The organism is Gilliamella sp. B2785 (assembly GCF_026537005.1).
GTDB classification, from domain to species: Bacteria; Pseudomonadota; Gammaproteobacteria; order Enterobacterales; family Orbaceae; genus Gilliamella; species Gilliamella apicola_E.
The window spans coordinates 1-25,851 of the sequence record NZ_JAFNNC010000005.1 but is presented as its reverse complement, the minus strand read 5'-3'; the positions used below and the strand labels follow the sequence as shown (position 1 = coordinate 25,851).

At 38.5% G+C, this 25,851-nt stretch carries 23 protein-coding genes; 15 read left to right on the top strand and 8 right to left on the bottom strand.

Features of this window, described 5'->3' with window-relative positions; all coding sequences use genetic code 11:
• Positions 1-4: 4 nt before the first annotated feature.
• The gene (locus J3U24_RS06830; RefSeq protein ID WP_220225790.1) at positions 5-1,195 is read right to left on the bottom strand and encodes an efflux RND transporter periplasmic adaptor subunit; all 1,191 of its coding nucleotides are present in this window, start codon (positions 1,193-1,195) and stop codon (positions 5-7) included.
• Between the two features lie 376 nt (positions 1,196-1,571).
• Here J3U24_RS06830 and zipA point away from each other — a divergent pair, with 376 nt between their 5' ends.
• From zipA to J3U24_RS06810, 4 genes are all read left to right on the top strand, one after another.
• Positions 1,572-2,483: a cell division protein ZipA gene (gene zipA, locus J3U24_RS06825; protein WP_065734158.1), complete on the top strand. Its 912-nt coding sequence runs from the start codon at positions 1,572-1,574 to the stop codon at positions 2,481-2,483.
• A 168-nt stretch (positions 2,484-2,651) separates the two neighbouring features.
• Entirely contained in the window at positions 2,652-4,718 is a 2,067-nt protein-coding gene (gene ligA, locus J3U24_RS06820) for an NAD-dependent DNA ligase LigA (RefSeq protein ID WP_267337450.1), read from the top strand.
• 67 nt (positions 4,719-4,785) lie between these two features.
• Positions 4,786-5,301: an S-ribosylhomocysteine lyase gene (luxS, locus tag J3U24_RS06815; protein WP_065563407.1), complete on the top strand. Its 516-nt coding sequence runs from the start codon at positions 4,786-4,788 to the stop codon at positions 5,299-5,301.
• A 9-nt stretch (positions 5,302-5,310) separates the two neighbouring features.
• The gene (locus J3U24_RS06810) at positions 5,311-5,499 is read left to right on the top strand and encodes a 2-hydroxymuconate tautomerase (protein WP_091347325.1); all 189 of its coding nucleotides are present in this window, start codon (positions 5,311-5,313) and stop codon (positions 5,497-5,499) included.
• 75 nt (positions 5,500-5,574) lie between these two features.
• On the opposite strand, the gene ribA is transcribed toward J3U24_RS06810, so the two are convergent.
• A complete protein-coding gene (gene ribA / locus J3U24_RS06805; protein ID WP_065733785.1) occupies positions 5,575-6,174 on the bottom strand; it encodes a GTP cyclohydrolase II in 600 nt (199 codons plus the stop codon).
• Positions 6,175-6,276: 102 nt separating this feature from the next.
• On the opposite strand from ribA, the gene J3U24_RS06800 reads away from it, so the two are divergent.
• The 6 genes from J3U24_RS06800 (at position 6,277) to J3U24_RS06775 (ending at position 11,947) form a co-directional block, all read left to right on the top strand.
• A complete protein-coding gene (locus J3U24_RS06800; RefSeq protein WP_267337451.1) occupies positions 6,277-6,990 on the top strand; it encodes a phosphatase PAP2 family protein in 714 nt (237 codons plus the stop codon).
• A gap of 74 nt (positions 6,991-7,064) precedes the next feature.
• On the top strand, positions 7,065-7,361 hold the full coding sequence (locus J3U24_RS06795) for a LapA family protein (protein ID WP_065563404.1): 297 nt from the start codon (positions 7,065-7,067) through the stop codon (positions 7,359-7,361).
• A 6-nt stretch (positions 7,362-7,367) separates the two neighbouring features.
• On the top strand, positions 7,368-8,546 hold the full coding sequence (gene lapB / locus J3U24_RS06790) for a lipopolysaccharide assembly protein LapB (RefSeq protein WP_065563403.1): 1,179 nt from the start codon (positions 7,368-7,370) through the stop codon (positions 8,544-8,546).
• Positions 8,547-8,558: 12 nt separating this feature from the next.
• Complete coding sequence (locus J3U24_RS06785) at positions 8,559-9,341, top strand: YchF/TatD family DNA exonuclease (protein ID WP_267337452.1); 783 nt, start codon at positions 8,559-8,561, stop codon at positions 9,339-9,341.
• Positions 9,334-10,446 carry a cupin domain-containing protein gene (locus tag J3U24_RS06780; protein ID WP_065563401.1) on the top strand — a complete coding sequence of 371 codons (1,113 nt, stop codon included), beginning with the start codon at positions 9,334-9,336 and terminating at the stop codon, positions 10,444-10,446. Before J3U24_RS06785 ends, J3U24_RS06780 begins: the two co-directional genes overlap by 8 nt.
• A gap of 265 nt (positions 10,447-10,711) precedes the next feature.
• Positions 10,712-11,947 (top strand): MFS transporter, encoded by a 1,236-nt coding sequence (locus J3U24_RS06775; protein ID WP_267337453.1) that lies wholly within the window; start codon positions 10,712-10,714, stop codon positions 11,945-11,947.
• A 53-nt stretch (positions 11,948-12,000) separates the two neighbouring features.
• Here the strand turns inward: J3U24_RS06775 and J3U24_RS06770 are convergent, their stop codons facing one another.
• From J3U24_RS06770 to J3U24_RS06760, 3 genes are all read right to left on the bottom strand, one after another.
• Entirely contained in the window at positions 12,001-12,876 is an 876-nt protein-coding gene (locus J3U24_RS06770) for an SDR family oxidoreductase (RefSeq protein ID WP_220225784.1), read from the bottom strand.
• Between the two features lie 296 nt (positions 12,877-13,172).
• Positions 13,173-13,679 (bottom strand): hypothetical protein, encoded by a 507-nt coding sequence (locus tag J3U24_RS06765; RefSeq protein ID WP_267330672.1) that lies wholly within the window; start codon positions 13,677-13,679, stop codon positions 13,173-13,175.
• A 27-nt stretch (positions 13,680-13,706) separates the two neighbouring features.
• Positions 13,707-14,150, bottom strand: a complete 444-nt coding sequence (locus J3U24_RS06760) for a hypothetical protein (RefSeq protein ID WP_267337454.1) — start codon at positions 14,148-14,150, stop codon at positions 13,707-13,709.
• A gap of 451 nt (positions 14,151-14,601) precedes the next feature.
• On the opposite strand from J3U24_RS06760, the gene ilvG reads away from it, so the two are divergent.
• The 5 genes from ilvG to ilvA all read left to right on the top strand — a co-directional run bounded on the left by ilvG (position 14,602) and on the right by ilvA (position 21,083).
• The gene (ilvG, locus tag J3U24_RS06755; RefSeq protein ID WP_220225781.1) at positions 14,602-16,278 is read left to right on the top strand and encodes an acetolactate synthase 2 catalytic subunit; all 1,677 of its coding nucleotides are present in this window, start codon (positions 14,602-14,604) and stop codon (positions 16,276-16,278) included.
• 3 nt (positions 16,279-16,281) lie between these two features.
• A complete protein-coding gene (gene ilvM / locus J3U24_RS06750) occupies positions 16,282-16,512 on the top strand; it encodes an acetolactate synthase 2 small subunit (protein ID WP_065563395.1) in 231 nt (76 codons plus the stop codon).
• Between the two features lie 141 nt (positions 16,513-16,653).
• Positions 16,654-17,583, top strand: a complete 930-nt coding sequence (locus J3U24_RS06745) for a branched-chain amino acid transaminase (RefSeq protein WP_065733775.1) — start codon at positions 16,654-16,656, stop codon at positions 17,581-17,583.
• A gap of 115 nt (positions 17,584-17,698) precedes the next feature.
• Positions 17,699-19,549 carry a dihydroxy-acid dehydratase gene (gene ilvD / locus J3U24_RS06740; protein WP_065733774.1) on the top strand — a complete coding sequence of 617 codons (1,851 nt, stop codon included), beginning with the start codon at positions 17,699-17,701 and terminating at the stop codon, positions 19,547-19,549.
• A complete protein-coding gene (gene ilvA, locus J3U24_RS06735; protein ID WP_267337456.1) occupies positions 19,542-21,083 on the top strand; it encodes a threonine ammonia-lyase, biosynthetic in 1,542 nt (513 codons plus the stop codon). The genes ilvD and ilvA overlap by 8 nt, the downstream gene beginning before the upstream one ends.
• A gap of 293 nt (positions 21,084-21,376) precedes the next feature.
• On the opposite strand, the gene J3U24_RS06730 is transcribed toward ilvA, so the two are convergent.
• The 3 genes from J3U24_RS06730 to J3U24_RS06720 form a co-directional block, all read right to left on the bottom strand.
• The gene (locus J3U24_RS06730) at positions 21,377-22,780 is read right to left on the bottom strand and encodes a hypothetical protein (RefSeq protein WP_267330677.1); all 1,404 of its coding nucleotides are present in this window, start codon (positions 22,778-22,780) and stop codon (positions 21,377-21,379) included.
• Positions 22,781-23,544: 764 nt separating this feature from the next.
• Positions 23,545-24,045 carry a hypothetical protein gene (locus J3U24_RS06725; RefSeq protein ID WP_267337457.1) on the bottom strand — a complete coding sequence of 167 codons (501 nt, stop codon included), beginning with the start codon at positions 24,043-24,045 and terminating at the stop codon, positions 23,545-23,547.
• 194 nt (positions 24,046-24,239) lie between these two features.
• The gene (locus tag J3U24_RS06720) at positions 24,240-25,580 is read right to left on the bottom strand and encodes a hypothetical protein (RefSeq protein ID WP_267337458.1); all 1,341 of its coding nucleotides are present in this window, start codon (positions 25,578-25,580) and stop codon (positions 24,240-24,242) included.
• Between the last annotated feature and the right edge of the window lie 271 nt (positions 25,581-25,851).

Sequence of the window (25,851 nt, the reverse complement as noted above, 5' to 3'; positions counted from 1 at the left end):
TACCTTATTTCACACTGTTTTTGATGAGACTATCTAACTGCTCTTGAGTCAGTTCAGCAGGCTTACCAACTGCAACCGCTTTCATAGCTGTTCCTGTTTCAACCCCAGTTAAATTAAGTAGGCCTGTTGTAATAACTTCTTCACCGATGTTAATTCCACTAGTTACCACCCAATAACCACCTATACCGGTATAAATTTTAATATCTTGGCGATATTCAACTGCACCATCTGATTTTAAAATCTTAGCTGTATATTGGCCTTTTTGGTTACTAGTAATACCTTGTTGAGGCACTAACACTGCATTTTTAATAGTACCTAATGTCATTTGTGGTTTAACAAACATACCTGGTAAAATTTTACCTTCACTATTTGAAAATTGTGAACGCAACGTAACAGTACCTGTAGTCTCATTAACTGTCATATCTGAAAATTTAATGCTACCTGATAATGCGTATTTAGAACCATCATTAAAGAACAGATCAACGTTATTGCCTTTAGCGGGTTCATAAACAATATTTTCATCTTGAAGATATTTATTATAGCGAGTCGCCGCTTCAGTCATATCAACATAAATTGGATCAAGTTGTTGAACTAGTGCAAGTGGAGCAGCTTGTCCAGCAGAAACTAGCGCACCTTCAGTCACACTTGATTTACCAATATAACCATCAATTGGCGAATAAACTTTAGTATAATCTAAATTAACTTTAGCAGCGTGTTCTGCTGCTTGAGCAACTAAAACACTTGCTTCAGCTTGTTTAGCATCAGCAGCAGCTTTATCATATTCTTGTTGGCTGATGGATTTAGTATTTAATAGCCCTGCATAACGTTTTAAAGTAAGTTGCGCAATATTAGCATTAGCTTTTGCACTTTCTACACTTGCCACCGCACTATCATAATTAGCTTGATAAATAGCGGGATCGATTTGATAAAGTGATTGCCCAGCTTTAACATTCGAACTTTCTTCAAATTCACGATTTAACACAATTCCACTAACTTGTGGGCGAATTTCAGCTATTTGCGATGCAACAACTCGCCCAGGTAAACTAATTTTAAGGGTATAATCTAAAGGTTGGACTTTAAAAACAGTTACCTTGGGTAATTGGCCATTAGCTGATTGGGATTGATTATTATCACAACCAGTTAATAACAATAGACCAGATAATGCCAGCGTAAGTAATAGCTTATTAAATCTCATATAAAAAAGACCTCGGTAACTTAATAATTATTTTTTAATAAAAAACAATGAAATCATTCAAAAGTGATCGGTGATTTTACAAAAAATATGCATTGATTGTAAGTATCTTAACACCTTAATAGCACAGAGTTCTAAAAATTTACTAAATTTAACCATAACGAAACAATAATAATAAAAAAATTAGGATTGATATTATGATTATTTGGAGAAATAAAGTAATATATGCGAATTGATTTTTAGTGCTGTAATAAGTGAGTATGGATTTAGCTTACGAATAAAAAGTAAAAAAATTTAATTGTGGTATTTTTTAATCCTTTTTTTTCAATTATATTATTGAATAATTTAAATCTATATTTAATTTAATTCTGAGATGGGTATTATGGATAATTTACGTACTGTTCTAATTGTTATTGCGTCCTTAGTCATTATTGCATTATTGATTCATGGGCTCTGGATCAATAAAAAAGAACGTTCTTCTTTATTTAAGTCAGGCAAAAAAGATAAATTCACACCAAATACTCAACAATTTGAAGACATCTACGGCGAAGAAGACGATGTAATATTACTCACGCCTAAAAATAAACAGGATGAAAGTAATAACCCAGTTGAGTCAGTAGTAGTTGAAGAAGAGAACGTTAAAGAAAACGTGAAAGAAGAAGAGGAAGAACATTTACCTCTTCAAGAAGATCTATTTTCAAATAATGATGACGAAGAAATTGACGATAAGGCTGATAACGAGCCTACAATCAACTTTCAACAAGAAATTTTTGCTGAAGAACCTGAAACACCAAAGGTTAAAGAAGTCCAAAAAACGGCTCAATCAGTATCTGAAGAACAAAGCAATCAAAAACTAGATGTGGGTGAAGACAACCAAACTGAAATTATTGTCCTAAACGTAACCGGTATAAATGGCAAATCATTACAAGGTGATGTACTGTTAGCTAGCATAATGCAATCAGGATTCCAATTTGGTGATATGCAAATTTTCCATCGCCATGTTGACCCTGCCGGTAATGGCCCAATTTTATTTAGTTTAGCTAACATGATTAGCCCAGGTTATTTAGATCCTGAAACCATGCACGAATTTACCACACCGGGTGTATCAATATTTATGGTTGCGCCAACTCATGGTAACAATCAACAAAACTTCAAACTTATGTTACAAACTGCGCAACGTATCGCTGACGATGTCAATGGTGTAGTACTTGATGATGAACATCACATGATGACACCACAAAAGATTGATAGTTATAAAGAACGCATTAAAAAAGCTTGTAACGAAATTTAATCATCTGAACTCTTTTTTTAAAACTATTCCACTAATGAAAATTGGTGGAATAGTTAGTTTATGTTGGTTTACAAACTATATTTATCAACACCTATTGTACTAAATTTAGTTACGTACTATTTTATTGCTAATTCTCAAACTTTTATTTTAATTTAAGAGTTAAAAATCATGCCAAATATAACTGAAAATTCAGTAAATGATTCTGAATCTCTACACGAGGTAACAGAACAGATAACTGCTTTACGCAATCTGATAAGACATCATGAATATTGTTATTATGTGCTTGATGCACCAGAAATTCCCGACGTAGAATATGATAAATTAATAAAACAACTCCAAAATCTAGAACACAATCACCCTGAACTCATCACATCCGACTCACCAACACAACGTGTAGGAGGCACACCTCTGTCACAATTTGACTCGGTAAAACATGAACTACCGATGCTATCACTTGATAATGTATTTGATGAATTAAGTTTTAACGCCTTTAATAAAAGGGTAAAAGATCGCTTACATCTCACTAGTAGCCAATCAGTTGAATACTGCTGTGAGTTAAAACTTGACGGGTTAGCGGTAAGTTTATTATACGAAAATGGACGATTCGTTCGAGCAGCAACGCGCGGCGATGGCACTACTGGTGAAGATATAACTTCAAATGTAAAAACCATAAGAACTATTCCACTGGTATTAAAAGGTGAAAACATACCTACTCGATTAGAGGTACGTGGCGAAGTCTTTATGACACACAAAGGTTTTGCCAAATTAAATGCAGATGCGGAAAAACGCAAGGAAAGAACATTTGCAAATCCTCGGAATGCCGCCGCAGGTTCATTAAGGCAATTAGATCCTAAAATCACCGCCAAAAGACCGCTCTCTTTTTTCTGTTATGGTGTTGGCATTAATGAGGGCGCAACTCTACCTGATAACCATTATGACCGTCTAATGCAATTTAAAGCTTGGGGTTTACCAGTGAGCGACAAAGTCCAGATTCGCCAAGGTGTCCAAGAAGCACTTGCCTACTTTCATGAAATTGGTGAGGAAAGAATGTCACTTGATTTTGATATTGACGGTGTAGTTATCAAAGTCAACAGTATTGCACAACAACAAGAGCTTGGTTTTGTTGCGCGTGCACCTCGTTGGGCCACAGCATTCAAATTTCCAGCACAAGAAGAAGTAACACAGCTTAAAAAAGTCGACTTCCAAGTTGGTCGTACCGGTGCCATAACACCTGTAGCAAGACTAGAGCCGGTATCGGTAGCAGGGGTTATCGTCAGTAATGCAACGCTCCACAACAGTGATGAAATTGAGCGTTTAGGTATTCGAGAAGGTGATTATGTCACTGTACGCCGTGCAGGTGATGTGATTCCACAAATTGTTTCAGTCATCCAAGATCGGCGACCAGCTGACACCAAAGAAATCATCTTCCCAACCCACTGCCCTATTTGTGGCTCCCTTATTGTTCGCGATGAAGGTGAAGCAATCTCTCGTTGTGCCGGTGGATTGATTTGCCCAGCACAGCGCAAAGAAGCCCTAAAACACTTCGTATCTCGCCGGGCAATGAACGTTGATGGACTTGGGGATAGAATAATCGAACAATTAGTAGACAAAGATTATGTCAAAACACCGGCTGATCTTTACAAGCTAACCTTACCAATTTTATGTTCATTAGACAAAGTCGGGCAAAAATTAGCCAACAACCTAATTAACGCATTAAATCAATCTAAAGACACGACCTTAAATCGATTTATATTCGCCTTGGGCATACCAAATGTTGGTGAAGTCACAGCTGAAAATTTAGTTAACCAATTTGGTAACTTAACGGCGATCGAAAACGCTTCATTAGAGCAACTACAAACTGTAAGTGATGTTGGTGAAGTGATCGCTGAAAGTATTATCGACTTTTTTCAAGAACCCCATAATCGTGATGTCATTGACCAACTAACCAGTCCGGAAATCGGTATACATTGGCCTGATGTCGAAGTAGAACCATTAACAATTGACTCACCATTCTCGGGCAAAACCATTGTATTAACCGGAACATTATCACAATTAACCCGTGACGAAGCAAAAGACAAACTAAAAAAACTCGGTGCTAAAGTTACTGGTAGTGTTTCTAAAAAAACCGACTTAGTGATTGCGGGTGAATCAGCAGGTTCAAAGCTTACTAAAGCAGAAGAGCTAGGAATAAAAGTCATTGATGAACAAGAAATGTTAGATTTATTAAATCAATGAATAAAAAAGGTGGAATAAATCGAGCTAATTAATCAAAATAGCTTGATTATAAACTAAGGAGAACATTATGCCTTTATTAGACAGTTTTAAAGTCGATCATACTAAAATGAAAGCACCTTTTGTGCGAATAGCTAAAACCATGGCAACCCCTAAAGGTGATGACATAACTGTATTTGATCTTCGCTTTACCATTCCTAATAAAGCACTATTACCTGAAAAAGGGATTCATACATTAGAACACCTATTTGCTGGCTTTATGCGCGACCATTTAAACAGTGATAATGTCGAAATTATTGACATATCCCCAATGGGATGCCGTACTGGTTTTTATATGAGCTTAATTGGTAAACCTAACGAATCGTTGGTAGTTGATGCTTGGTTAAAATCCATGCATGATGTGCTAAATGTAAAATCACAATCAGAAATTCCAGAATTAAACGAATATCAATGTGGAACCTACACAATGCACTCATTAGAGGAAGCAAAAGCGATTGCTGAAAAAATCATACAATCCGGTATTGGTATTTGCCATAATCAAGACATCGCATTAACTGATGCACAACTTGCCACAATTAATCATTAGGAGATATTTATGCCGAATGTCGTTATCGACTTCTTAGAAGGACGCACCATCGAACAAAAACGTGAAATGGCTAAACGAGTAACAAATGCAATTGTCGAAACACTCAACTGCAAACCTGAAGCAGTACAAATTATCATGCACGAAATCTCTAAAGACCAAATTGCCAACGGTGGAGTGCTTCGTTGCGATAAAGATTAATTAAACGATTAATCGCCCCAAAAAATCAACCTCAATATTAAATATTGAGGTTAAACAATTTAAAAATATTAAAAACTAATGACGATGTAAATGCAACAAATGCCCTAACTTATTGGCTTTGGTTGCTAAATAATGCTCATTATTCGGGTTCTCCCCTACTTCTAAAGGAACGCGCTCGGTAACCTTAATTCCTGCTTGTTCAAGCACTTTAATCTTTTCAGGGTTATTCGTTAACAGACGAATTTTTGACACCCCTAACAGCGTCAACATATCGGCACATAAAGTAAAATCACGCTCATCTGCCGCAAACCCTAATTGCTCATTTGCTTCAACCGTGTCTAAACCTTGATCTTGAAGGGCATAGGCTCTGATCTTATTTAATAACCCAATATTACGCCCTTCTTGGCGATGATAAATTAAAATCCCTTTACCTTCTTTAGCGATTTGTTTTAACGCGGCTTCTAACTGAAAACCACAATCACAACGCAAACTAAATAACGCATCACCGGTTAAACACTCTGAATGAACACGCGTCAAAATTGACGTTTCATCATTGATATCACCAAACACTAATGCCACATGATCCTTACCTGTTGCAATCTCTTCAAAACCAACAATGGTAAAACATCCCCATGGCGTTGGCAGTTTGGCTTGTGCAACATGTTTTAATTGCATTATTATCTCCAAATTTAGTAAACACATAGATAAGATTTTTTAAAAACAAATCGTTCTTCCATGTTAAAATAAATCAAATTTTATGCTTAATTGAGTTTTTAAATGGGGTTAGTAATAAAAAAAACAATAGCGGCATTAGTCTTATTTCTAATTATACCGTTATCTGTAATAGTCGTAAATTGGCATTGGCAACCGTCAGCACTTAATAATTCATCTGAATATTTTTTTTGGATAACCGAAACAGCAAGTTATCCTTGGGCAATAATCACATCAGGACTATTTTTTCTACTGTTCTGTCTACTATTGGCCAATAAAAAAAATATCTTAGTTATATTGTTAATTTTAGTCAGCGCAATGTTGGGTGGACAAATCATTAAAAGTTTAATCAAACAACAAACAGCTGAATCAAGACCATATGTTCTATGGTTAGCTAAAGAGTATCATTTTAGTGACAAACAATTTTATTCCCAAACAAGAGCTGAACGAAAAGCCAACATAGAACAGCTACTGACTAATACAACTACAATACCATCTTGGTTGTCAAAACATTGGCAACAAGAAACAGGCTATGCTTTTCCATCTGGACATACATTATTTGCAGCAACATGGGCTTTTTTAGCAATAACATTACTTAGTTTTAGACGACATTTTATAATTGTGACCGCCATCGTAGTCTGGTCAACACTGATTGAAGCAAGTCGGCTATTATTGGGTATGCATTCGGCTTATGACCTTATATTAGGCGTTGTTCTTGCTTGGTTAATTGCATTAATAAGCTGTTTTTATGCTAGAAAATGGAATATAGTAGTCAGATGATTTTATAAACAACAAATTTTACAAAAAAATTTTAGTTATTTAGAGATTTTTAATAAAATAAAAAGGTTAAAATTATGAAATTAGTGATATCAATTTTATTGATAATTCTTATTTTCGCCATATCGATAACAATAGGTTCAGCTAATAACCAATTAGTCACCTTCAACTATTTAATTGCTAAAACAGAAGTTAGGTTATCGGTATTACTTGCTATTTTATTTGGTTCAGGCTTTTTAGTTGGTTGGATATTAACTGGAATTTACTTCCTAAAATCAAAATTCCAACACTCATCAACAAAACGTAAACTAAATAAATTACAGAAAAAATATGATGAAAATACGCATCAAAATTTAACCAAATTAGAAAAATAGGTAATTATGTTTGAATTGTTATTTCTATTACTCCCCATAGCAGCCGGATACGGCTGGTACATGGGAGATAGAAATGCCAAACAAAAATATTTAAATGAATCTAACCGACTATCTCGAGAATATGTAGATGGTCTAAACTTTCTTTTGTCAAACCAAAAAGATAAGGCTGTTGACCTCTTCCTTGACATGTTAAAAGAAGATGAAGGCACACTTGAAGCCCATCTTACCTTAGGTAACTTATTCCGTTCACGAGGCGAAGTAGACCGCGCAATACGTATTCACCAAGCATTAATGGAAAGCGCCTCATTAACCTTTGAACAAAGACTATTAGCTATTCAACAGCTTGGTCGAGATTACATGGTGGCAGGTTTTTATGATCGCGCAGAAGAGATGTTTTTACAGCTAATCGACGAAGAAGACTTTCAACAACATGCGCTACAACAACTGCTAATCATATATCAATCAACTAGCGAATGGAATAACGCAATTAACGCTGCCACCAGACTGGTCAAACTTGGCAATGTAAAATACAAAATCGAAATAGCCCAATTTTATTGTGAGCTTGCTGCCATCGCTATTGCTAATAATGATTTGGATCAAGCTTACACTTTACTAAAAAAATCAGCGGCTGCGGACGCTAATTGTGCACGAACATCATTAATGCTTGGGCGAGTATTTATGGCGCAAGATAAAGCTGAACAAGCAATCGAGTCTTTCCAACAAATATTAAATCAAGATAAAGCATTAATCGGTGAAGCGTTACCATTATTAAAAGCATGTTACGCAAAACTTAATCAACCTCAGCTATTTAAACAATTCCTCGAAATTTGTGTCAAACAAGATACTGGCAATGTTGCCGAATTGATGCTAGCCGACATTGTTGAAAAAGACAATGGACTCGATGCAGCGCAATATTACCTTTATCGTGAATTATTAAAACACCCAAATCTAAAAGGATTCTATCGCTTAATGGATTACCATGTTGCCGATGCTGAACAAGGAAAAGCTAAAGAGAGCTTATTACTACTTCGAAACATGGTTGGTGAACAAATAAAATCAGTTCCCAATTACCGTTGCCAAAAATGTGGATTTACGGTTAACACCCTCTATTGGCTATGTCCGAGCTGTCGCTCATGGTCAACCATAAAACCAGTTCGAGATTTCGAACATCATTCAGATAATTAAAAAGAGTAAAATATGTTTCTAATTGATTCGCACTGTCATCTAGACAGTTTGGACTATACAAACAAATCGATTGATAGCGTATTGCAAGAAGCACAAAACAACGAGGTGAAACATTGCCTAAGCGTGGCAACCACACTTTCAGGCTATGAGTCGATGAAAACAATGCTCATGCCATACCAAAAACAGTGCTCATTTTCATGTGGAATTCACCCACTCAATTTGGATGATGAGCCCTACGATGCCGAACGTTTTGCTCGCCTTGCTCAAGAAGACAATGTTATCGCTTTAGGTGAAACAGGTTTGGATTATTACTACCAACAAGATAATATTGAATTGCAACAAGCCAACTTTATTGAACATATAAAATTAGGCAAGCAACTAAAAAAACCGATTATTGTTCACACTCGGAATGCCAAGCAAGACACCCTAAAACTCCTAAAAGAAGAGCAAGTTTATTCCGGTGTACTACATTGCTTTACTGAAGATATTGATACGGCCAAAGCCTTATTAGATATTGGCTTTTATATCTCATTTTCTGGCATCATTACCTTTAAAAATGCCGAACCGTTACGAGAAGTAGCAAGATATGTTCCATTAGATCGCATATTGATTGAAACTGATTCGCCTTATTTAGCCCCCGTTCCTTATCGCGGGAAAGAAAACCAACCAGCTTATGTTCGGGAAGTGGCTAATTACTTGGCGGCATTAAAAGGCGTATCTCTAGAAACAATTGCAAAACAAACAACCACTAACTTTTGTCAATTATTTAATTTACAAGGGGCATTCAATGAGTAACAAATTAACTATCGATTGGGATGATTTTTTAACCAATTATTGGCAAAAAAAGCCGGTCATCTTGCGTGATGCTTTTAGCAACTTTATCGACCCAATCACCCCAGAAGAACTAGCTGGCCTTGCCATGGAAGAAGAAATTGAAAGCCGAATCGTTACCAACAAAAATGGCATATGGGACGCCGCCTACGGTCCATTTATCGATTATAGTCACCTAGGTCAAGACCATTGGAGCCTCCTTGTACAAGCAGTTGACCATTGGCATGAACAAGCAGCCACATTAGTTGAACCATTCAAATGTATTCCTCAATGGCAATTTGAAGATCTAATGATCTCCTATGCCACACAAGGTGCAGGTGTTGGACCTCATATTGATAATTATGATGTCTTTATTATCCAAGGCAAAGGTTGCCGTCGTTGGCAGGTTGGTGATCGTAATCCTAATTACAAACAGTTCAGTGCTCACAAAGCGCTACTGCATGTAGAAGATTATGAGCCAATTATTGATGAAGAAATCACTGCGGGTGATATTTTATATATTCCAATTGGCTTTCCACATAATGGTGTATCAATTGGAGAATCGCTCAGCTACTCCGTAGGATTTAGAACTCAAACATCACAAGAACTACTCAGTGGTTTTGCTGATTATGTGATTGATAACTTACCCAATGGCATCTTCTATCAAGACCCAGACTTAAAATTACCAAATGATCCTTATCGAATCCAACCATATGAATTAGAAAAACTACAAGGACAAATGATCGACCTTATCAAAAACCCAGACTTATTCAATGACTGGTTTGGTAAACACATCACTATTCCTATGCATGATCTCAACATCATTCCAGTTGATCCCTCATATGAGCTAGATGAATTTGAAGAAATCCTAAAATCTGGCGCTGAACTCTATCGTGTACCAAGTATACGTATTGTAAAAATAGAGGATACGGCTTATATCAACGGTAAAAAAATACCACTACCCATGGAAACCATCGACCTATTATGTGAAACCGATGTACTTTACTACGAACAATTACAAGATGAACAAACCCTAAATGTCATGTTGAAATTTGTTAATCTTGGTTACTGGTATTTTGACGAAGAATAAATTTCGCTCAAAAACTATTGACTAAAAAAGTCATCGAGAAAACCACAAAATGGTGAAATTATCGGCTAATTTGTCTCAAAAATTAGATATTTATCAGAATTAGTCGAATAATTTCGCCAAAATAGAAATAAACAGAATAAAACCCACGAATTTCGGCTTTTCATTTGGATTTTTATCATTTTTAAGTATATACTTGCCCCCGTTTTAAATTCCCGCCTTCATTTAATAATAAATGCTTATCCATTATAAATAACTTGAGGTAAACATGAACACTAACGTAAACCAGGCCGAGCACGCTGAAAGTGAACAAACTACCCCCTATCAAAAACGAACCCTATTTGCATCAACAGTAGGTTATGCATTAGATGGCTTAGATATGATGATTTTAGGTGTCTGTTTTAGCCTAATTGCCGTCACCTTCAACCTAACTAATGCTGACCTTGGCACCTTGACGTCAGGCACATTATTAGGGGCCGTATTAGGCGGAATCTTTTTTGGAATTCTTGCTGATAAATATGGACGAGTCAGAGTATTTTCATGGACAATCCTAATCTTCTCATTATTCACCGGTCTTTGTGCTATCTCACCTAATTATGAATGCTTCCTCATTTTTCGTTTTCTAAGTGGACTGGGTCTAGGTGGTGAATTTGGTATCGGCATGACGCTAGTTTCGGAAAGCTGGCCAAAGCACAAGCGCTCAAGGGCAACCTCAATTGTCGCACTAGGCTTCCAAGCCGGTATCATCCTTGCAACACTAACTGTCAATTTTATTGGTGAATCACACGGATGGCGCTGGGCATTTGCGATGGGAGTATTACCAGCGCTATTTGTTGCTTGGACGCGTAAAGGACTTAAAGAGCCTGAAATCTGGCAAAATCTAAAAGACCAAAATAAAAACAAAATTGCCATAGGCAAACTATTTAAAAACCCGAGAATCACCGCAACAACTATCGGATTAACCATTGCCTGCGCAGTACAAAATTTTGGCTTTTATGGCATAATGGTTTGGATGCCAAACATGATCGCTTCTGAATATCACTTACCTTTCAAAAACACCATGTTTTGGACTATCTCAACAACTATCGGCATGTCATTAGGGATCTTAATTTTTGGTTGGTTATGTGACAAATTTGGACGCCGACCTTCATACATCGTATTTTTATTGATTTCCGCCGTATCAATCTGGTTCTACTTCCAACAAAAAGAGGTTGCCATTTTAATTCTATTTGGCTCAGTGATTGGCTTTTTTGTGAACGGCATGATGGGTGGATATGGTGCATTACTAGCTGAACACTACACAACTGATGCGCGCTCAAGTGCTGAAAACATTATTTTTAACGTCGGTCGTGGGATTGCTGGCGTATCGCAAGTACTGATTGCTTACTTAGCAACCATCTACTCAATCAGTTATGCATTAGCACTACTATCAGGCGCTTACTTATTATCCGCTGCCGCCTTTATATTCTTAATACCAGAAACCAAAGGCAAAGCATTAGAATAGCGATATATAAAAAAGGGCTTAAAAAGCCCTTTCTAAATCATGTTTACCTCAAATTAATTGATATGCATACCGCCAGTAACACCATAAACTTCACCAGTGGTATAGCTTGACTCTTCCGATGCCAAATGCACATAAACACCCGCAAGCTCAACAGGTTGTCCTGCACGTTGTAATGGAGTCTGTTTACCAAATTCAGGAATCGCCTCGCTTGGCTGGCCACCACAAATTTGTAACGGTGTCCAAACCGGACCTGGCGCCACACTATTTACTCGAATACCTTTACTACCTAATTGAGCAGATAAGCCACGAGTAAATGCAATAATCGCTGTCTTGGTTGAAGCATAATCCAACAAATTGCCACTTGGTTGATAAGCTTGCACAGAAGAAGTGGTAATAATCGTCGAGCCAGATTTTAAATAACCTAATGCCGCTTTAGTTACCCAAAATAGTGAAAACACATTAATTTCAAACGTTTTTTTGATTTGCTCAGTAGACAAATGCATAATATCTTCTACCGCAGTTTGCTTACCAGCTACCAAGGTTAAATTATCAAGTCCACCTAATTTTTTATGCGCTTCTTCAACTAATTTTTTACAAAATGACTCATCGCTTAAATCACCAGGGATAAGCACAGCCTTTCGACCCGCAGACTCAATGATTTTAGCCACATCTTCGGCATCTTTTTGTTCTGCTGGTAAATAATTAATTGCAACATCAGCACCTTCTCTTGCATACGCAATAGCTGCTGCGCGTCCAATACCTGAATCACCACCGGTCACCAACATTTTTAGACCTTCTAAACGTTGATGACCTTGATAACTTTCCTCACCACAATCAGGAACTGGTTTCATCTCATATTGCAAACCAGGAGGATTTTGTTTTTGTTTAGGAAATTTATCATGAAAATATTTTGGATTATGCTTACTCATATAATATTCTCCTAAGTTAAACATGCATTTAAATTCAAATTTAACATAATAGAATCAATTAATAATCACAAAATCCTATTGTCGAGTATATTTTATATCTTTAAAATACTTAATTAATTCAATTAATTATACTGTGAAAAATAAAAATCATTGATAACGAGAAAAATAACTTACTTGGATGGTTTAGCGAGGACAAAAACAACAAATGCTAAAACCATTATGGGTGAAAAATTAAACACCAAACACAGTGTAACAAATAAATATACATTAAGCTAGTAATGCAGAATTAATGATAGCTATTTTTTGAAAGAACAATCAGTCGTAACATCCACAATAAGAATCCTTTTACCATCAATGTAATACGTATATTTAGCCCCCTCATTAAAATATTTCTTCATTTTACGTATTTGAGGTGAATTGGAACAATAAGATTCAACAATAGCCTTTGTAACCAATTCCCTATTATCGGGTAAAAGAAATTCGTCTGGAGTGATCCCATTAATTTCATATTGATATACGACAACATTACCTTCAGCGTTAACATCGGATAAAGTTGTGTATTCATCTAAAGTGATGGGTAAGATTTTTTTAACTACGCTGATGGCTGCCTCTCTATAATAATCGGACTCATCAATCTTATTATCGAAATCTAGGTCCTTTTTATCAGGATATTCATCGATGAGTTGTATTAATCTTTGGGTTTTTTCAGTACCAATAGTGTCCACAAGCTTAACAATCCCATCATTGCTATACTGTGAATACTCAAAACATAATTGCAGCAATAAAAAAATAATTTTTATCATTCTTTACTCATCCATAACCAATAGAAGCTATTGCCGACTACCTTTTGTCTGACAATCGGCTGGCGTTAATTCAACCACAACAATCTCTTTATTATCAATAAAATAATGATAGTATGCCCCATCCGGGAACGCTGTTTTCAATTGTTGCATATCCTCCGTATTTTCACAATAAGCAGTAAAAAGTGCTTGGCGAATCGTATCAAGCGTACTGGGTAACAACATCGTATGCTCTGGCGTATTTTTAACATCATATTGATAATTGATGATATTACGATCCTTATCCTTCTCAACGCCAACCAAAGTCGTTAACTCATCAACCTCAATGGGTAAGGCTTTTTTCATAGGCTCAATCATCGAATTTTGTATTGCTGCAAGGGAATCATTTTCAACTGGGGTATTTTTTTTAGCATTATCACAACTTAACAGCAAAAAACTCACTACAAAAAACGCTGGCAATTTAAATATTTTCATAATGATATCTCACATAACGTAATAAATAGTAATTATGAATAAAGAGTTAAAAAATGCTCAAAGCAATTTAGGGAAGATGAAGAATAGTTATACACCAACCTTCATTAAAAAGCCAAAACAATCCTATTTAAATCATCAAAAACCCCGCTCCTCAACTTTTTTTAACGAACATATAAATGAATTGATGATGCTTTTAAAAAAACAACAAAAAAATTGTTGCACTTTTTTTTAAAACGAGTATTTTGGATAAATATTTTTAAAAAATTAACGAAATAATTACAAATGAACTTTTCACTCATCGTCGTCGTCCTCATTAACATTAGCGTGGTCATTATTCCAACGCGGGGGCGTCTTTTGAGTTAAATATATGGTCATCATATTTCAAAACCCCCGCCACAAAAAAGCGGGGGTTTTTTTTTGAATAAATGGCTAAGCAAAAAGTGAGGAATCAATGTTAGGAACACAGTGGATTGTAAAAACCTTAAAAGAAAAAGGCATTACTACCGTTTTTGGATATCCTGGTGGTCAAATTATGCCTCTATACGATGCGCTTTATGATGGCGGAATTGAACACGTTCTTTGCCGTCACGAACAAGGCGCAGCCATGGCAGCCATTGGTTATGCCCGTGCCACCGGCAAAATTGGCGTTTGCATTGCCACATCAGGCCCCGGTGCAACCAATATAATTACCGGCCTTGCGGATGCATTAATTGATTCTGTACCAATTATCGCACTAACCGGCCAAGTTCCAACGACACTTATAGGCACTGATGCCTTCCAAGAAGTTGACGTTTTAGGATTATCTTTAGCGTGCACCAAACATAGTTATTTAATAGATGATGCCACCCAATTGCCAAATACCTTACAAGAGGCCTTCAACTTAGCCAATTCGGGCAGGCCGGGACCAATATTAATTGACATCCCGAAAGATATCCAGCTTGCCGACCATGATTACCAAACCTATTTAACGCCAACATCCATAAAAACGCCTTCTGATAATGCTCAACTCTATCCAATCTCACCTGACGAGATAAAACAAGCCAAACAAATGATCTGCCAAGCCAAAAAACCGATGCTCTATATTGGTGGCGGTGTTGGGCTTTCTGGTGCTATCAATGAACTACGCGAATTTATGACGCTAACCCAAATCCCTAGCGTATCGACCTTAAAAGGGCTTGGCGTTGCTGACCTTAACAACCCTTATTACTTAGGACTTATCGGGATGCACGGCGCCAAAGCGGCTAACTTAGCCGTACAAGAGTGTGACTTACTGATCGCTTTAGGCGTTAGATTTGACGACCGCGTTACTGGCAAACTTAACGAATTTGCTAAACATGCAAAAGTGATCCATGTCGATATTGATCAGTCCGAAATCAACAAACTACGCCAAACCCATTTAGGTTTACAAGGTGATATTAAACACGTATTACCGATGCTTAACCAAACGGTCTCAATTGATGACTGGCATAACAAAATAAAACAACTGAAAGCCCAGCATCCAACACGTTATGATCATCCGGGTGACGCCATTTATGCGCCAGCACTGCTCAAACGCATTTCTGAGCGCAAACCAGCTAACACCGTCATCACCACCGACGTAGGTCAGCACCAAATGTGGACAGCGCAACACATGTCCTTTACCCACCCACAAAACTTTATTACCTCAAGTGGGCTTGGCACTATGGGCTTTGGATTACCAGCGGCAGTTGGCGCACAAATGTCTAGACCAAACGACATGGTAATTTGCGTATCGGGTGACGGCTCATTCATGATGAATGTACAAGAATTAACAACGATTAAACGCAAAAAATTACCCGTCAAAATCGTTCTTATTGATAACCAACGCCTAGGCATGGTAAGGCAATGGCAAGAACTATTTTTTAATGAAAGATATAGCGAAACCAACTTATCAGATAACCCCGACTTTTTAATGCTAGCCAAAGCCTTTGATATACCAGGGCAAACCATCAGCAAAAAATCGGAAATCGAAGGCGCACTCGATAACCTATTCAATTCGAAAGGTGCTTATCTACTGCACGTATGTATCGATGAGCTAGAAAACGTATGGCCACTGGTACCACCGGGCGCGGCAAACGAAAACATGTTAGATAAAAGTAACAAGGAGTAAGTGATGAATCAAAAAGCGACACATCAATTTACCATAACTGCCAATGATAAATTGGGTTCACTTGAACGCATATTACGCGTTGTTCGCCACCGTGGAGGCCATATTGAACAGATGCAAATGCAATCAATTGACAATCAATTATTCACCTTGACACTGACATTAACAACCGAACGAACGCTATCGTCACTGCAAAACCAAATTACCAAATTGGAGGATGTGATAACGGTAGCGTAGTAAAGAACAAATAGATTCTTTTGTAAAAAAGACAAATTAAATTAATAAACTATAGCAGTTAAACAAAGTTATGTATAATGCACAAATTAATAAAAGCAAAATACATGCTTAATAAAAGTAAATTTAAGAGGAAAACAAAAAATGGGTACTACAGCAAAATCTGATTATATTTGGCTAAATGGCGAAATGGTTCCATGGGCTGATGCAAAAATACACGTAATGTCACACGCCCTACACTATGGAACTTCAGTATTTGAAGGTGTTCGTTGTTATGAAACTCACAACGGCCCAGCAATTTTTCGCCATAAAGAACACGCACAACGCTTACTAAACTCAGCCAAAATTTATCGTTTTCCTGTCCCTTATTCTCTTGAAGAGATCATGGAAGCAACTCGCCAAGTCATCAAAAAAAATAACCTAAAAAGTGCATACATTCGCCCATTAGTCTTTATTGGTGATGTGGGTATGGGCGTCATTCCTCCTGCTGGTTACAAAACTGATGTTATGATTGCAGCATTCCCATGGGGAGCCTACCTTGGTGAAGATGCGTTAGAACAAGGTATTGACGCAATGGTATCATCATGGAACCGTTTTGCACCAAACACTATCCCAGCAGCGGCTAAAGCGGGTGGTAACTACTTATCATCACTTCTTATCGGATCAGAAGCGCGAGCTAATGGCTTCCAAGAAGGCATCGCATTAGACGTAAACGGTCAGCTTTCTGAAGGTTCTGGCGAAAACCTATTTATCGTCAAAGATGGCATATTATTTACCCCATTACTATCATCATCAGCACTACCAGGTATCACCCGTGATGCAATCATCAAACTTGCACATGATCTAGGCATTGAAGTACGTGAACAAACTCTATCACGTGAATCACTCTATCTAGCTGATGAAGTATTTATGACCGGTACCGCTGCCGAAATCACACCAGTACGTAGTGTTGACCGAATCCAAGTTGGTATTGGTCGTTGTGGCCCAATCACGAAGAAAATCCAACAAACATTCTTCGGATTATTTAATGGCAAAACTGAAGACAAATACGGTTGGTTAGATCCAATTAAATAAAATAAATACACCGCAGAAAAAACTGCGGTGTCGTCATTATTTAACGATTTATTAATCATAGAAATACGTACCGAAAGAAATCGGTCGCTTGCATAAAAAAAATTGGGAGCAACAAATGCCTAGATATCGTTCAGCAACCTCGGTTGAAGGTCGCAACATGGCGGGCGCCCGCGCTTTATGGCGTGCAACAGGCGTAAAAAATGAAGACTTTGGTAAACCCATTATCGCGGTGGTTAACTCATTCACACAATTTGTACCGGGTCATGTTCACTTAAAAGATATTGGTCAACTGGTAGCAAAAGAAATTGAAGCATGTGGTGGCATTGCCAAAGAATTTAACACAATTGCTGTCGATGACGGTATCGCCATGGGGCATGGCGGTATGCTTTACTCACTACCCTCACGAGAACTGATTGCCGATTCCGTTGAATACATGGTTAACGCCCATTGCGCCGATGCCATGATCTGCATATCAAACTGTGACAAAATCACCCCCGGCATGTTAATGGCGTCACTACGTCTAAACATCCCAACTATATTTGTATCAGGCGGACCGATGGAAGCGGGTAAAACCAAACTATCTGACAAAATCATCAAACTCGACTTGGTTGATGCCATGATCCAAAGTGCCAATCCAAATGTTAGTGATGCTGATAGTGAAGCAATTGAACAATCGGCTTGTCCAACTTGCGGATCATGCTCAGGCATGTTTACTGCTAACTCAATGAACTGCTTAACCGAAGCATTAGGTTTATCATTGCCGGGTAATGGTTCACTGGTTGCGACACACAAACAACGTGAAAAACTCTTCTTAAATGCCGCTAAACGCATTGTTGAAATCACCAAAAGTTATTACGAACAGGATGATGATTCGTACTTACCGCGATCAATAGCCACCAAAGCGGCCTACGAAAATGCCATGTCGCTCGATATTGCCATGGGGGGTTCAACCAATACCGTATTGCACTTACTTGCCACTGCACAAGAAGGTGAAATCGACTTCACCATGTCAGACATTGACCGACTATCACGCAAAGTCCCTCACCTATGTAAAGTAGCGCCAAGTACAGCTATCTATCATATGGAAGATGTGCATCGCGCTGGTGGGGTTGTCTCAATATTATCAGAGCTGGACAAAGCCGGATTACTTAACCGCAATGTCCACAACGTGCTTGGTCTAAACTTACAAGAAACGTTTGCAAAATACGACATCACCCAAACCACTGACGAAGAAGTCAAAAAAATGTATCGCAGTGGTCCGGCAGGTATTCGCACTACCAAAGCTTTCTCACAAGATTGTTACTGGGATACGCTTGATGACGATCGCCAAAACGGCTGTATCCGCGACAAAGCACATGCTTATAGCCAAGATGGCGGACTAGCAACCCTATACGGTAACGTAGCCGAAGATGGCGCAATCGTTAAAACGGCAAGTGTTGCAGCTGAAAACTTAGTCTTCCGCGGCCCAGCTAAAGTCTATGAAAGCCAAGAAGATGCGGTTGATGCAATCTTAGGTGGACGAGTCGTTGAAGGTGATGTAGTCGTCATCATCTATGAAGGACCAAAAGGTGGACCAGGGATGCAAGAGATGCTCTACCCAACCAGCTACCTAAAATCAATGGGTCTTGGCAAAGCTTGTGCATTAATTACCGATGGTCGATTCTCTGGTGGTTCATCAGGCTTATCCATTGGTCACATATCGCCAGAAGCCGCCAACGGTGGCGTGATTGGTTTAGTTCGAGATGGTGATATTGTTGATATTGATATCCCAAATCGAAAATTAAACATCCTCGTACCTGAAGATGAATTAGAACGTCGTCGCGTAGCTGAACTTACTCGCGGTGATAAAGCCTTTACACCTCATAATCGTAACCGTTATGTCTCATACGCACTAAAAGCTTATGCAAGCTTAGCAACCAGTGCTGACAAAGGTGCGGTGCGTGATAAAAGTAAATTAGGTGGTTAACGTGAATAATAACAAACTAACCGGCGCTGATTATCTAAAAGCCACGCTATGTAGTGCGGTATACGATGTCGCTCAAGTGACACCTCTAGAACATATGGAAAAACTCTCCTCTCGCCTAAAAAACCAAGTGTTTGTTAAGCGAGAAGATCGCCAACTCGTTCACAGCTTCAAAATACGGGGCGCGCAAGCCATGATTGCCAGCCTAACGCCGGAAGAACGTAAATGTGGCGTAATTGCTGCATCAGCCGGCAACCATGCGCAAGGTGTCGCGTTTTCAGCTACAAAATTAGGCATCAATTCCCTCATTGTCATGCCATTAACAACAGCAGATATCAAAGTCGAAGCGGTAAAAGGATTTGGTGGAGAAGTGCTACTTTATGGAGCCAACTTTGATGAAGCCAAAGCCAAAGCGATGGAATTAGCCAAAGAACAAAACCGTATATTTATTCCCCCTTTCGACCATCCCCTTGTCATAGCAGGGCAAGGCAGTATCGCCATGGAACTACTGCAACAAAATGCCAAACTTGACCGCATCTTTGTCCCCGTTGGGGGTGGAGGGCTTGCAGCCGGTATTGCCGTATTAATCAAACAAATCATGCCATCAATTAAAGTCATTGCGGTTGAACCTGAAGATGATGCCTGCTTAAAAGCAGCACTCATTGCCGGTCATCCCGTTGACCTTGATCGAGTGGGCTTATTTGCTGAAGGTGTCGCGGTAAAACGAATTGGCGACGAAACATTTAGACTTTGCCAGCAATATATCGACGACATAATCACTGTCGATAGTGACGAAATTTGTGCCGCCGTTAAAGATCTATTTGACGATGTGCGCGCCATTGCTGAACCGTCTGGCGCAGTGGCGTTAGCGGGAATGAAAAAATATGTTGAACAAAACAACATCTGTGGCGAAAACTTAGCCCATATTCTATCCGGCGCTAACTTAAACTTCCACAACCTACGCTATGTATCAGAACGTTGCGAGCTAGGCGAAAAACGCGAAGTCCTGTTAGCGGTCACGATTCCAGAACAAAAAGGCAGCTTCCTCAAATTCTGCCAACTGCTCGGTGGTCGTGCTGTGACCGAATTCAACTACCGCTATCATGACGACAAATCAGCTTGCGTGTTTGTTGGCGTTAAAATTGCCAAAAGCAACGAAAAAGACGAAATCATGCAAGAACTGACCGCAGCCGGTTATCAAGTTGTTGATCTAACTGATGACGAAATGGCAAAACTGCATGTCCGTTACATGATTGGTGGCAAACCGTGCCAACCGATTAATGAACAAGTCTACAGCTTTGAATTCCCTGAATCACAAGGCGCACTACTCAAATTCTTACAAACCTTGGGTACCAATTGGAATATCTCAATGTTCCATTACCGTAGCCACGGCACCGATTATGGACGCGTGCTAGCCGCCTTTGAAATCGACAACGCCAGCCATAGCACCTTTACCAAACATTTAACTGAATTGGATTACGGATTCCATAACGAAACAGAAAATCCTTCACTTAAACTATTCTTAACCGGTAAATAATTCAACCGCCCCCAATCAGGGGCGGATTTTGTCTCAACACATTATTGATTAACGATTAACTAATTATTAACCATGCTATTTTAGTATTGATAAAAAGATTAGATTAATTTTAGCCATATCAATAAAAACCCCGCTCCTCAACTTTTTTCTTTAATACGTCTAGAAATTAATCCTCATATCAAGTAGTTCAAACATCTCGACAAAATCGCATTTCATCATTAACTCTACAAGTAAACTACACTTTTAACGCTAGAGTTCCTCCCCCTATTTCCTCTTTCAAGAAATAAAAAAGGCTAAGGCGAGACACAGAGCGTGGGATTAGAATACTCAATGGGAAAAAGATTTATCGAACCATTTCTCGGATTAACGACAAATTTACGGTTATGAGTAGGAGTTATTGATGATTTACGGCCTATTAAAGAAGGCATTGTTCCATCACTAGTCCAGTAGTCACTAAGGTAAAAACCGGTGTCATATTGGTGCATTGAGCCCCACTCACTAAAGAATCCTGCGCCAATTACACGCTGAAAGTAATTATTAGGTGATGAGGGTATTGCGCCAACTGCACCTTGACACTTACTATGAGAATTTATCCCATTACAAGAAGCATTAGTTAAATCTTTAACCGCAGCTAAACGTAAACGCTGGTCACTACAGATAGATGATGCTTTATCATAAGTAGTAGCTTGTTTAGAAAGATAAAACCACTGCTTTAATACAAAACCATATTTAATGATAGCTTTACCACTATTATCGCGACCGACTAACTCGAATGTTTGTGGCAAAGTAGGCGGCTTATTAGGACCCACAACAGCAAAATTGCTAGAATTCGGTCCGAATTTAGTTAAAACCGGCCCAGTTAAAGTGACGCGTACGCCTGTCGCTGTAGAACTAGTCATAGTAGCAGTGATGCCATCATGCGAAACAGGAGCCCAAAATAAAGCCTGATTACTACCAGCAATGTCTAAGTCAAAATACAAATTGTGAGCACCAGTAGTCGGAAAATTTAAACCATAGGATGACGGCGTAATTGATTGAAGTAAAAAGCCCTTAGCAGGGTTCCAAATAGAAGCAGGACCAGATACGTGATTAAAATAATGATATTCATTCTCAATCATTAAATACCTTAAATTAGGCCTAGCAAAACAAACCACAGCCCCTGCTTGTGGATTGATATAATAAGTAACATTACTTGCGCTGAAAATACGACTACTTGGAACGCCATAACGAGTACTCAATGTGCCGTCAGTGCTAGCTAATTTAACCTGATAAGGCGCCTTACAAATATCTGGAACAGTATGACGCGTGACGGGTTGATTATTTTTATCAACGATAGATAAACTTAAACTACCAGTAGCTGTAACGTCAGTATCGCCATCATCATCTCCCCAATAATTATAAGGTGGACCGATAAGCGAACTTAAAGCGACTGAATTAGTATAAGCAGGAACCAACATACCAATATCAGCAAAACTTTGCCCCGCAACCGGCAAGACGATTGGTGCTGAAGAAGATGAAGGATTGGTCGAAGGCATAAATTGTGTACCATCAGATAGTGTAATCCCAAGCAGACCGTTAGTATCAACAACACGAGTACGACCACCGTCGAAAGTCAAATAAGGTGCAGTACCCTGTATCGCATTCCTAGTTGTCTGTGATGTCAATGCGTGCCCCGAAAAAGGAAGAAAAAGAACCACGGAAAAAACAATCTGCTGGGATAATTGGGAAAAGGATCGAAAACAGGATCTGAAAGAGGATCCGAAAAACGACCGGAAAAAAGATCGAGAAGAGGATCGCGGAAGCGATCGCGCGAAAATTCGCAGAATTTCACTTGATTGAGTAGAAAAATAAGCTTCAGTGAAAAATTTAAACTGGGAGTTGAACTTAGACGAATTTAAATTATAGGTTGGCCAAGTTGCCTGTTGCCTGTTGCCTGTTGGAAATTATAAAACATTTGCGACAATCCTGTCAAGTAATTTTATGATTTATTTGTAATTTTATACTTTTCTATTAAATTTTAGCCTCGTAGCTAAAACCGTGTAAAAAGTATAGTGATTGGAAAAACACGATGCAACACTTTTTTTCGCTCAATTTCGTTAACTTTCGTAAATAGGATCTAAAAAGGATCTAAATTTTAATTGATTAACTAATGTTTTAATTAAATATATTGTCATTACACATCGTTAAAAATATGATTAATGATCCTGAAAGTTTTATCTTTATGCTTAAAATTAGTGATTTTGTTAATTTAATAGCTTTTAAGCAGAATTTAGAACCCCAAAAACCCCGCTCCTCAATTTTTTTCGATAAAAACTAAAAAACCACCCTAGTTGAGGTGGATGATTTACCTTTAACATTAAGCTCTACGTGAAAGATGCTGACCTTATTTATAGCCTTTTTTCTATCAGCGGATTTGATAAATCCTATCCGATAGCGCCATCAGGCACAGTGTGCTCTGCTATTAATGCAATTCACTAAAATAATTCTTCAACTCCTGTATAAACGCACTATCTACCATGGCAGGGTATTTATTTGCCTGCCATGATTGTAAAAATAATAGATGTTGAACCGTTAAGGGCTTATTCATATCGCGAAATTCGTTTAACTGTTCGTTTACCTCTTGGGATGTTGTGAGAAGGGATTGTGGTGTTTTTTGCTTCGGTATTTGGCAATGCTTTTGATACCATAGCTCATAGCCACTTAAATCATAATCACCCAATAACTCATAACCCGTTAAATTAGGGCTGGCATTAGGGTAACGTTTAGTAATAGAACGGGTAGGAAACCCACCGCAAACGATAATTTGGTCTATTTTTTTTATATACTTTGCCGTTACCTTTAAGTTAAAACCCAATAATTGCTCAACCACATATAATGATTGATTATAAAGCTTTAAAAAATTACCTTCGGCAATAAACTGAACCGGACTTTTACTTAACGCTATTTTTTCTTCAATATTCATTTTATATTACTCCTTTAATATCAATATTTTTAACCACCACCTCGGTGCCCAGCATTTTTGCCGCTTAGCCGCAAAATCGCTTTTTTTATGGCTAAACGACGTTGACTCCTTGAGTCAGCTTACTTTTAATCACCTAATACTATTTTTTATCACCCCCGCCCCCGGCCTAAGGATTAAGGACGAAGAAATAAAAACTAAGGATGGGTGCAAAGGCCGTATTGGTAGTCGCGGGGCGCATACAGACTACCGTAGTCTGCGTTCACGACATACTGGCTACTACCATACGGGTCACTAGTCCAGTACAAACCGTCGGTGAAGCCAACGCCTGAATAATCCACCATACGACCCCACTCAGTGAAAAAACCAGTATCAATTCTACGTTGGTAATAATTATCGGGTGAGAAAGGGGGGGCGCCTAAACGACGATAATTTGAATTTGTTAACTCCCATATGCGAGGCATCTTATAACCAAGACTATTACACCAAGATAAAGCATCAGAATAATTGCTAGTACGATAACTACCACGGTTGACAAACCACCACTTCAAAGTAAAACCATATTTGACGACTGGAGCACCATTACTATCACGACCGACCAACTCGAAGGTCTGAGGCAAAGTAGGTTTAGAAATAGGACCAGGATTTCTAGAATTAATCTGGGATTCGGTAGCGTAAGGACCAGTTAAAGTAACACGAACGCTTGTAGCAGTAGAATTAGACATTGTAGCTGTGATACCACTCCGAGAAACTGGAGACCAAGACAATGGCTGACTACTACCGGTAATGAGTAAATCAAAGTACAATCCATTAGCACCAGTAGCAGGAAAGTTTCTACCGTAAAGTGACGGGTTTGTTTCTTGAGTGAGAAAACCTTTATTAGGGTCCCACATCCAAGAGGGGCCAGCAAAATCAAAAGATGGGTAAGAAGGCCAATCACCACGCTTACCAAACATTAAATTAGGCCGAGCAAATCTAACACAAACTGAAGTACCAGACTTTGGATTGACGTAATAAGTCACATTACTTTCACGGAAAGTACTACGATTAGGAAATCCGTAACGAGTTGATAATGTACCGTTAGTACTAGATAACTTAATCCTATAAGGTGCAGAACCATTACATGTCGTTAACACAGTATTACGTGATACAGGCCGATTGTTTCTATCGACGATAGATAAACTTAAAGAACCAGTAGCAGTAACACCAGAATCACCATCATCATCTCCCCAATAATTATTAGGAGGACCGATAAGAGCACTTAAATCGACTGAATTAGTATCAGTAGGAACGAACATACTTATATCAGCAAAACTCTGACCCGCAACCGGCAAAACGATAGGTCTTGAAGAAGATGATGAATTGGTAGAAGGCGTATAATGTGCACCATCAGATAGTGTAATCCCAAGCAGACCGTTAGCATCGACCGCACGTGTACGACCACCGTCGAAAGTCAGATAAGGCGGAGTACCCTGTATCTGATTTGCAGTTGCCTGTGAAGTTAATGCATGACCCGAAAAAGGAAGGAAAAAGACCACGAAAAAAACAATCTGCCGGGATAATTGGAAAAAATCGAAGGATCGAAAACTAGATCCGAAAAAGGATCGCGAAAAGGATCTGAAAATGGATCCGGAAAACGACCGGAAAAAAGATCGAGAAGAGAATCGCGGAAGCGATCGCGCGAAAATTCGCAGAATTTCACTTGATTGAGTAGAAAAATAAGATTCAGTGAAAAATTTAAACTGGGTGCTGGACTTAGACGAATTTAAAAGATAGGTTGGCCAGGTTGCCTGTTGCCTGTTGCCTGTT

Excerpts from the sequence above, each read along its gene's own strand:
- lapB (WP_065563403.1), top strand. The coding sequence starts at position 7,368 with ATGTTTGAATTGTTATTTCTATTACTCCCCATAGCAGCCGGATACGGC.
- ribA (WP_065733785.1), bottom strand. The coding sequence starts at position 6,174 with ATGCAATTAAAACATGTTGCACAAGCCAAACTGCCAACGCCATGGGGA.
- ilvG (WP_220225781.1), top strand. The coding sequence starts at position 14,602 with ATGTTAGGAACACAGTGGATTGTAAAAACCTTAAAAGAAAAAGGCATT.
- J3U24_RS06760 (WP_267337454.1), bottom strand. The coding sequence starts at position 14,150 with ATGAAAATATTTAAATTGCCAGCGTTTTTTGTAGTGAGTTTTTTGCTG.
- ilvM (WP_065563395.1), top strand. The coding sequence starts at position 16,282 with ATGAATCAAAAAGCGACACATCAATTTACCATAACTGCCAATGATAAA.
- J3U24_RS06830 (WP_220225790.1), bottom strand. The coding sequence starts at position 1,195 with ATGAGATTTAATAAGCTATTACTTACGCTGGCATTATCTGGTCTATTG.
- J3U24_RS06780 (WP_065563401.1), top strand. The coding sequence starts at position 9,334 with ATGAGTAACAAATTAACTATCGATTGGGATGATTTTTTAACCAATTAT.
- J3U24_RS06785 (WP_267337452.1), top strand. The coding sequence starts at position 8,559 with ATGTTTCTAATTGATTCGCACTGTCATCTAGACAGTTTGGACTATACA.
- J3U24_RS06800 (WP_267337451.1), top strand. The coding sequence starts at position 6,277 with ATGGGGTTAGTAATAAAAAAAACAATAGCGGCATTAGTCTTATTTCTA.
- J3U24_RS06725 (WP_267337457.1), bottom strand. The coding sequence starts at position 24,045 with ATGAATATTGAAGAAAAAATAGCGTTAAGTAAAAGTCCGGTTCAGTTT.
- ilvD (WP_065733774.1), top strand. The coding sequence starts at position 17,699 with ATGCCTAGATATCGTTCAGCAACCTCGGTTGAAGGTCGCAACATGGCG.
- luxS (WP_065563407.1), top strand. The coding sequence starts at position 4,786 with ATGCCTTTATTAGACAGTTTTAAAGTCGATCATACTAAAATGAAAGCA.
- J3U24_RS06775 (WP_267337453.1), top strand. The coding sequence starts at position 10,712 with ATGAACACTAACGTAAACCAGGCCGAGCACGCTGAAAGTGAACAAACT.
- J3U24_RS06770 (WP_220225784.1), bottom strand. The coding sequence starts at position 12,876 with ATGAGTAAGCATAATCCAAAATATTTTCATGATAAATTTCCTAAACAA.
- ligA (WP_267337450.1), top strand. The coding sequence starts at position 2,652 with ATGCCAAATATAACTGAAAATTCAGTAAATGATTCTGAATCTCTACAC.
- J3U24_RS06795 (WP_065563404.1), top strand. The coding sequence starts at position 7,065 with ATGAAATTAGTGATATCAATTTTATTGATAATTCTTATTTTCGCCATA.
- J3U24_RS06745 (WP_065733775.1), top strand. The coding sequence starts at position 16,654 with ATGGGTACTACAGCAAAATCTGATTATATTTGGCTAAATGGCGAAATG.
- J3U24_RS06810 (WP_091347325.1), top strand. The coding sequence starts at position 5,311 with ATGCCGAATGTCGTTATCGACTTCTTAGAAGGACGCACCATCGAACAA.
- J3U24_RS06765 (WP_267330672.1), bottom strand. The coding sequence starts at position 13,679 with ATGATAAAAATTATTTTTTTATTGCTGCAATTATGTTTTGAGTATTCA.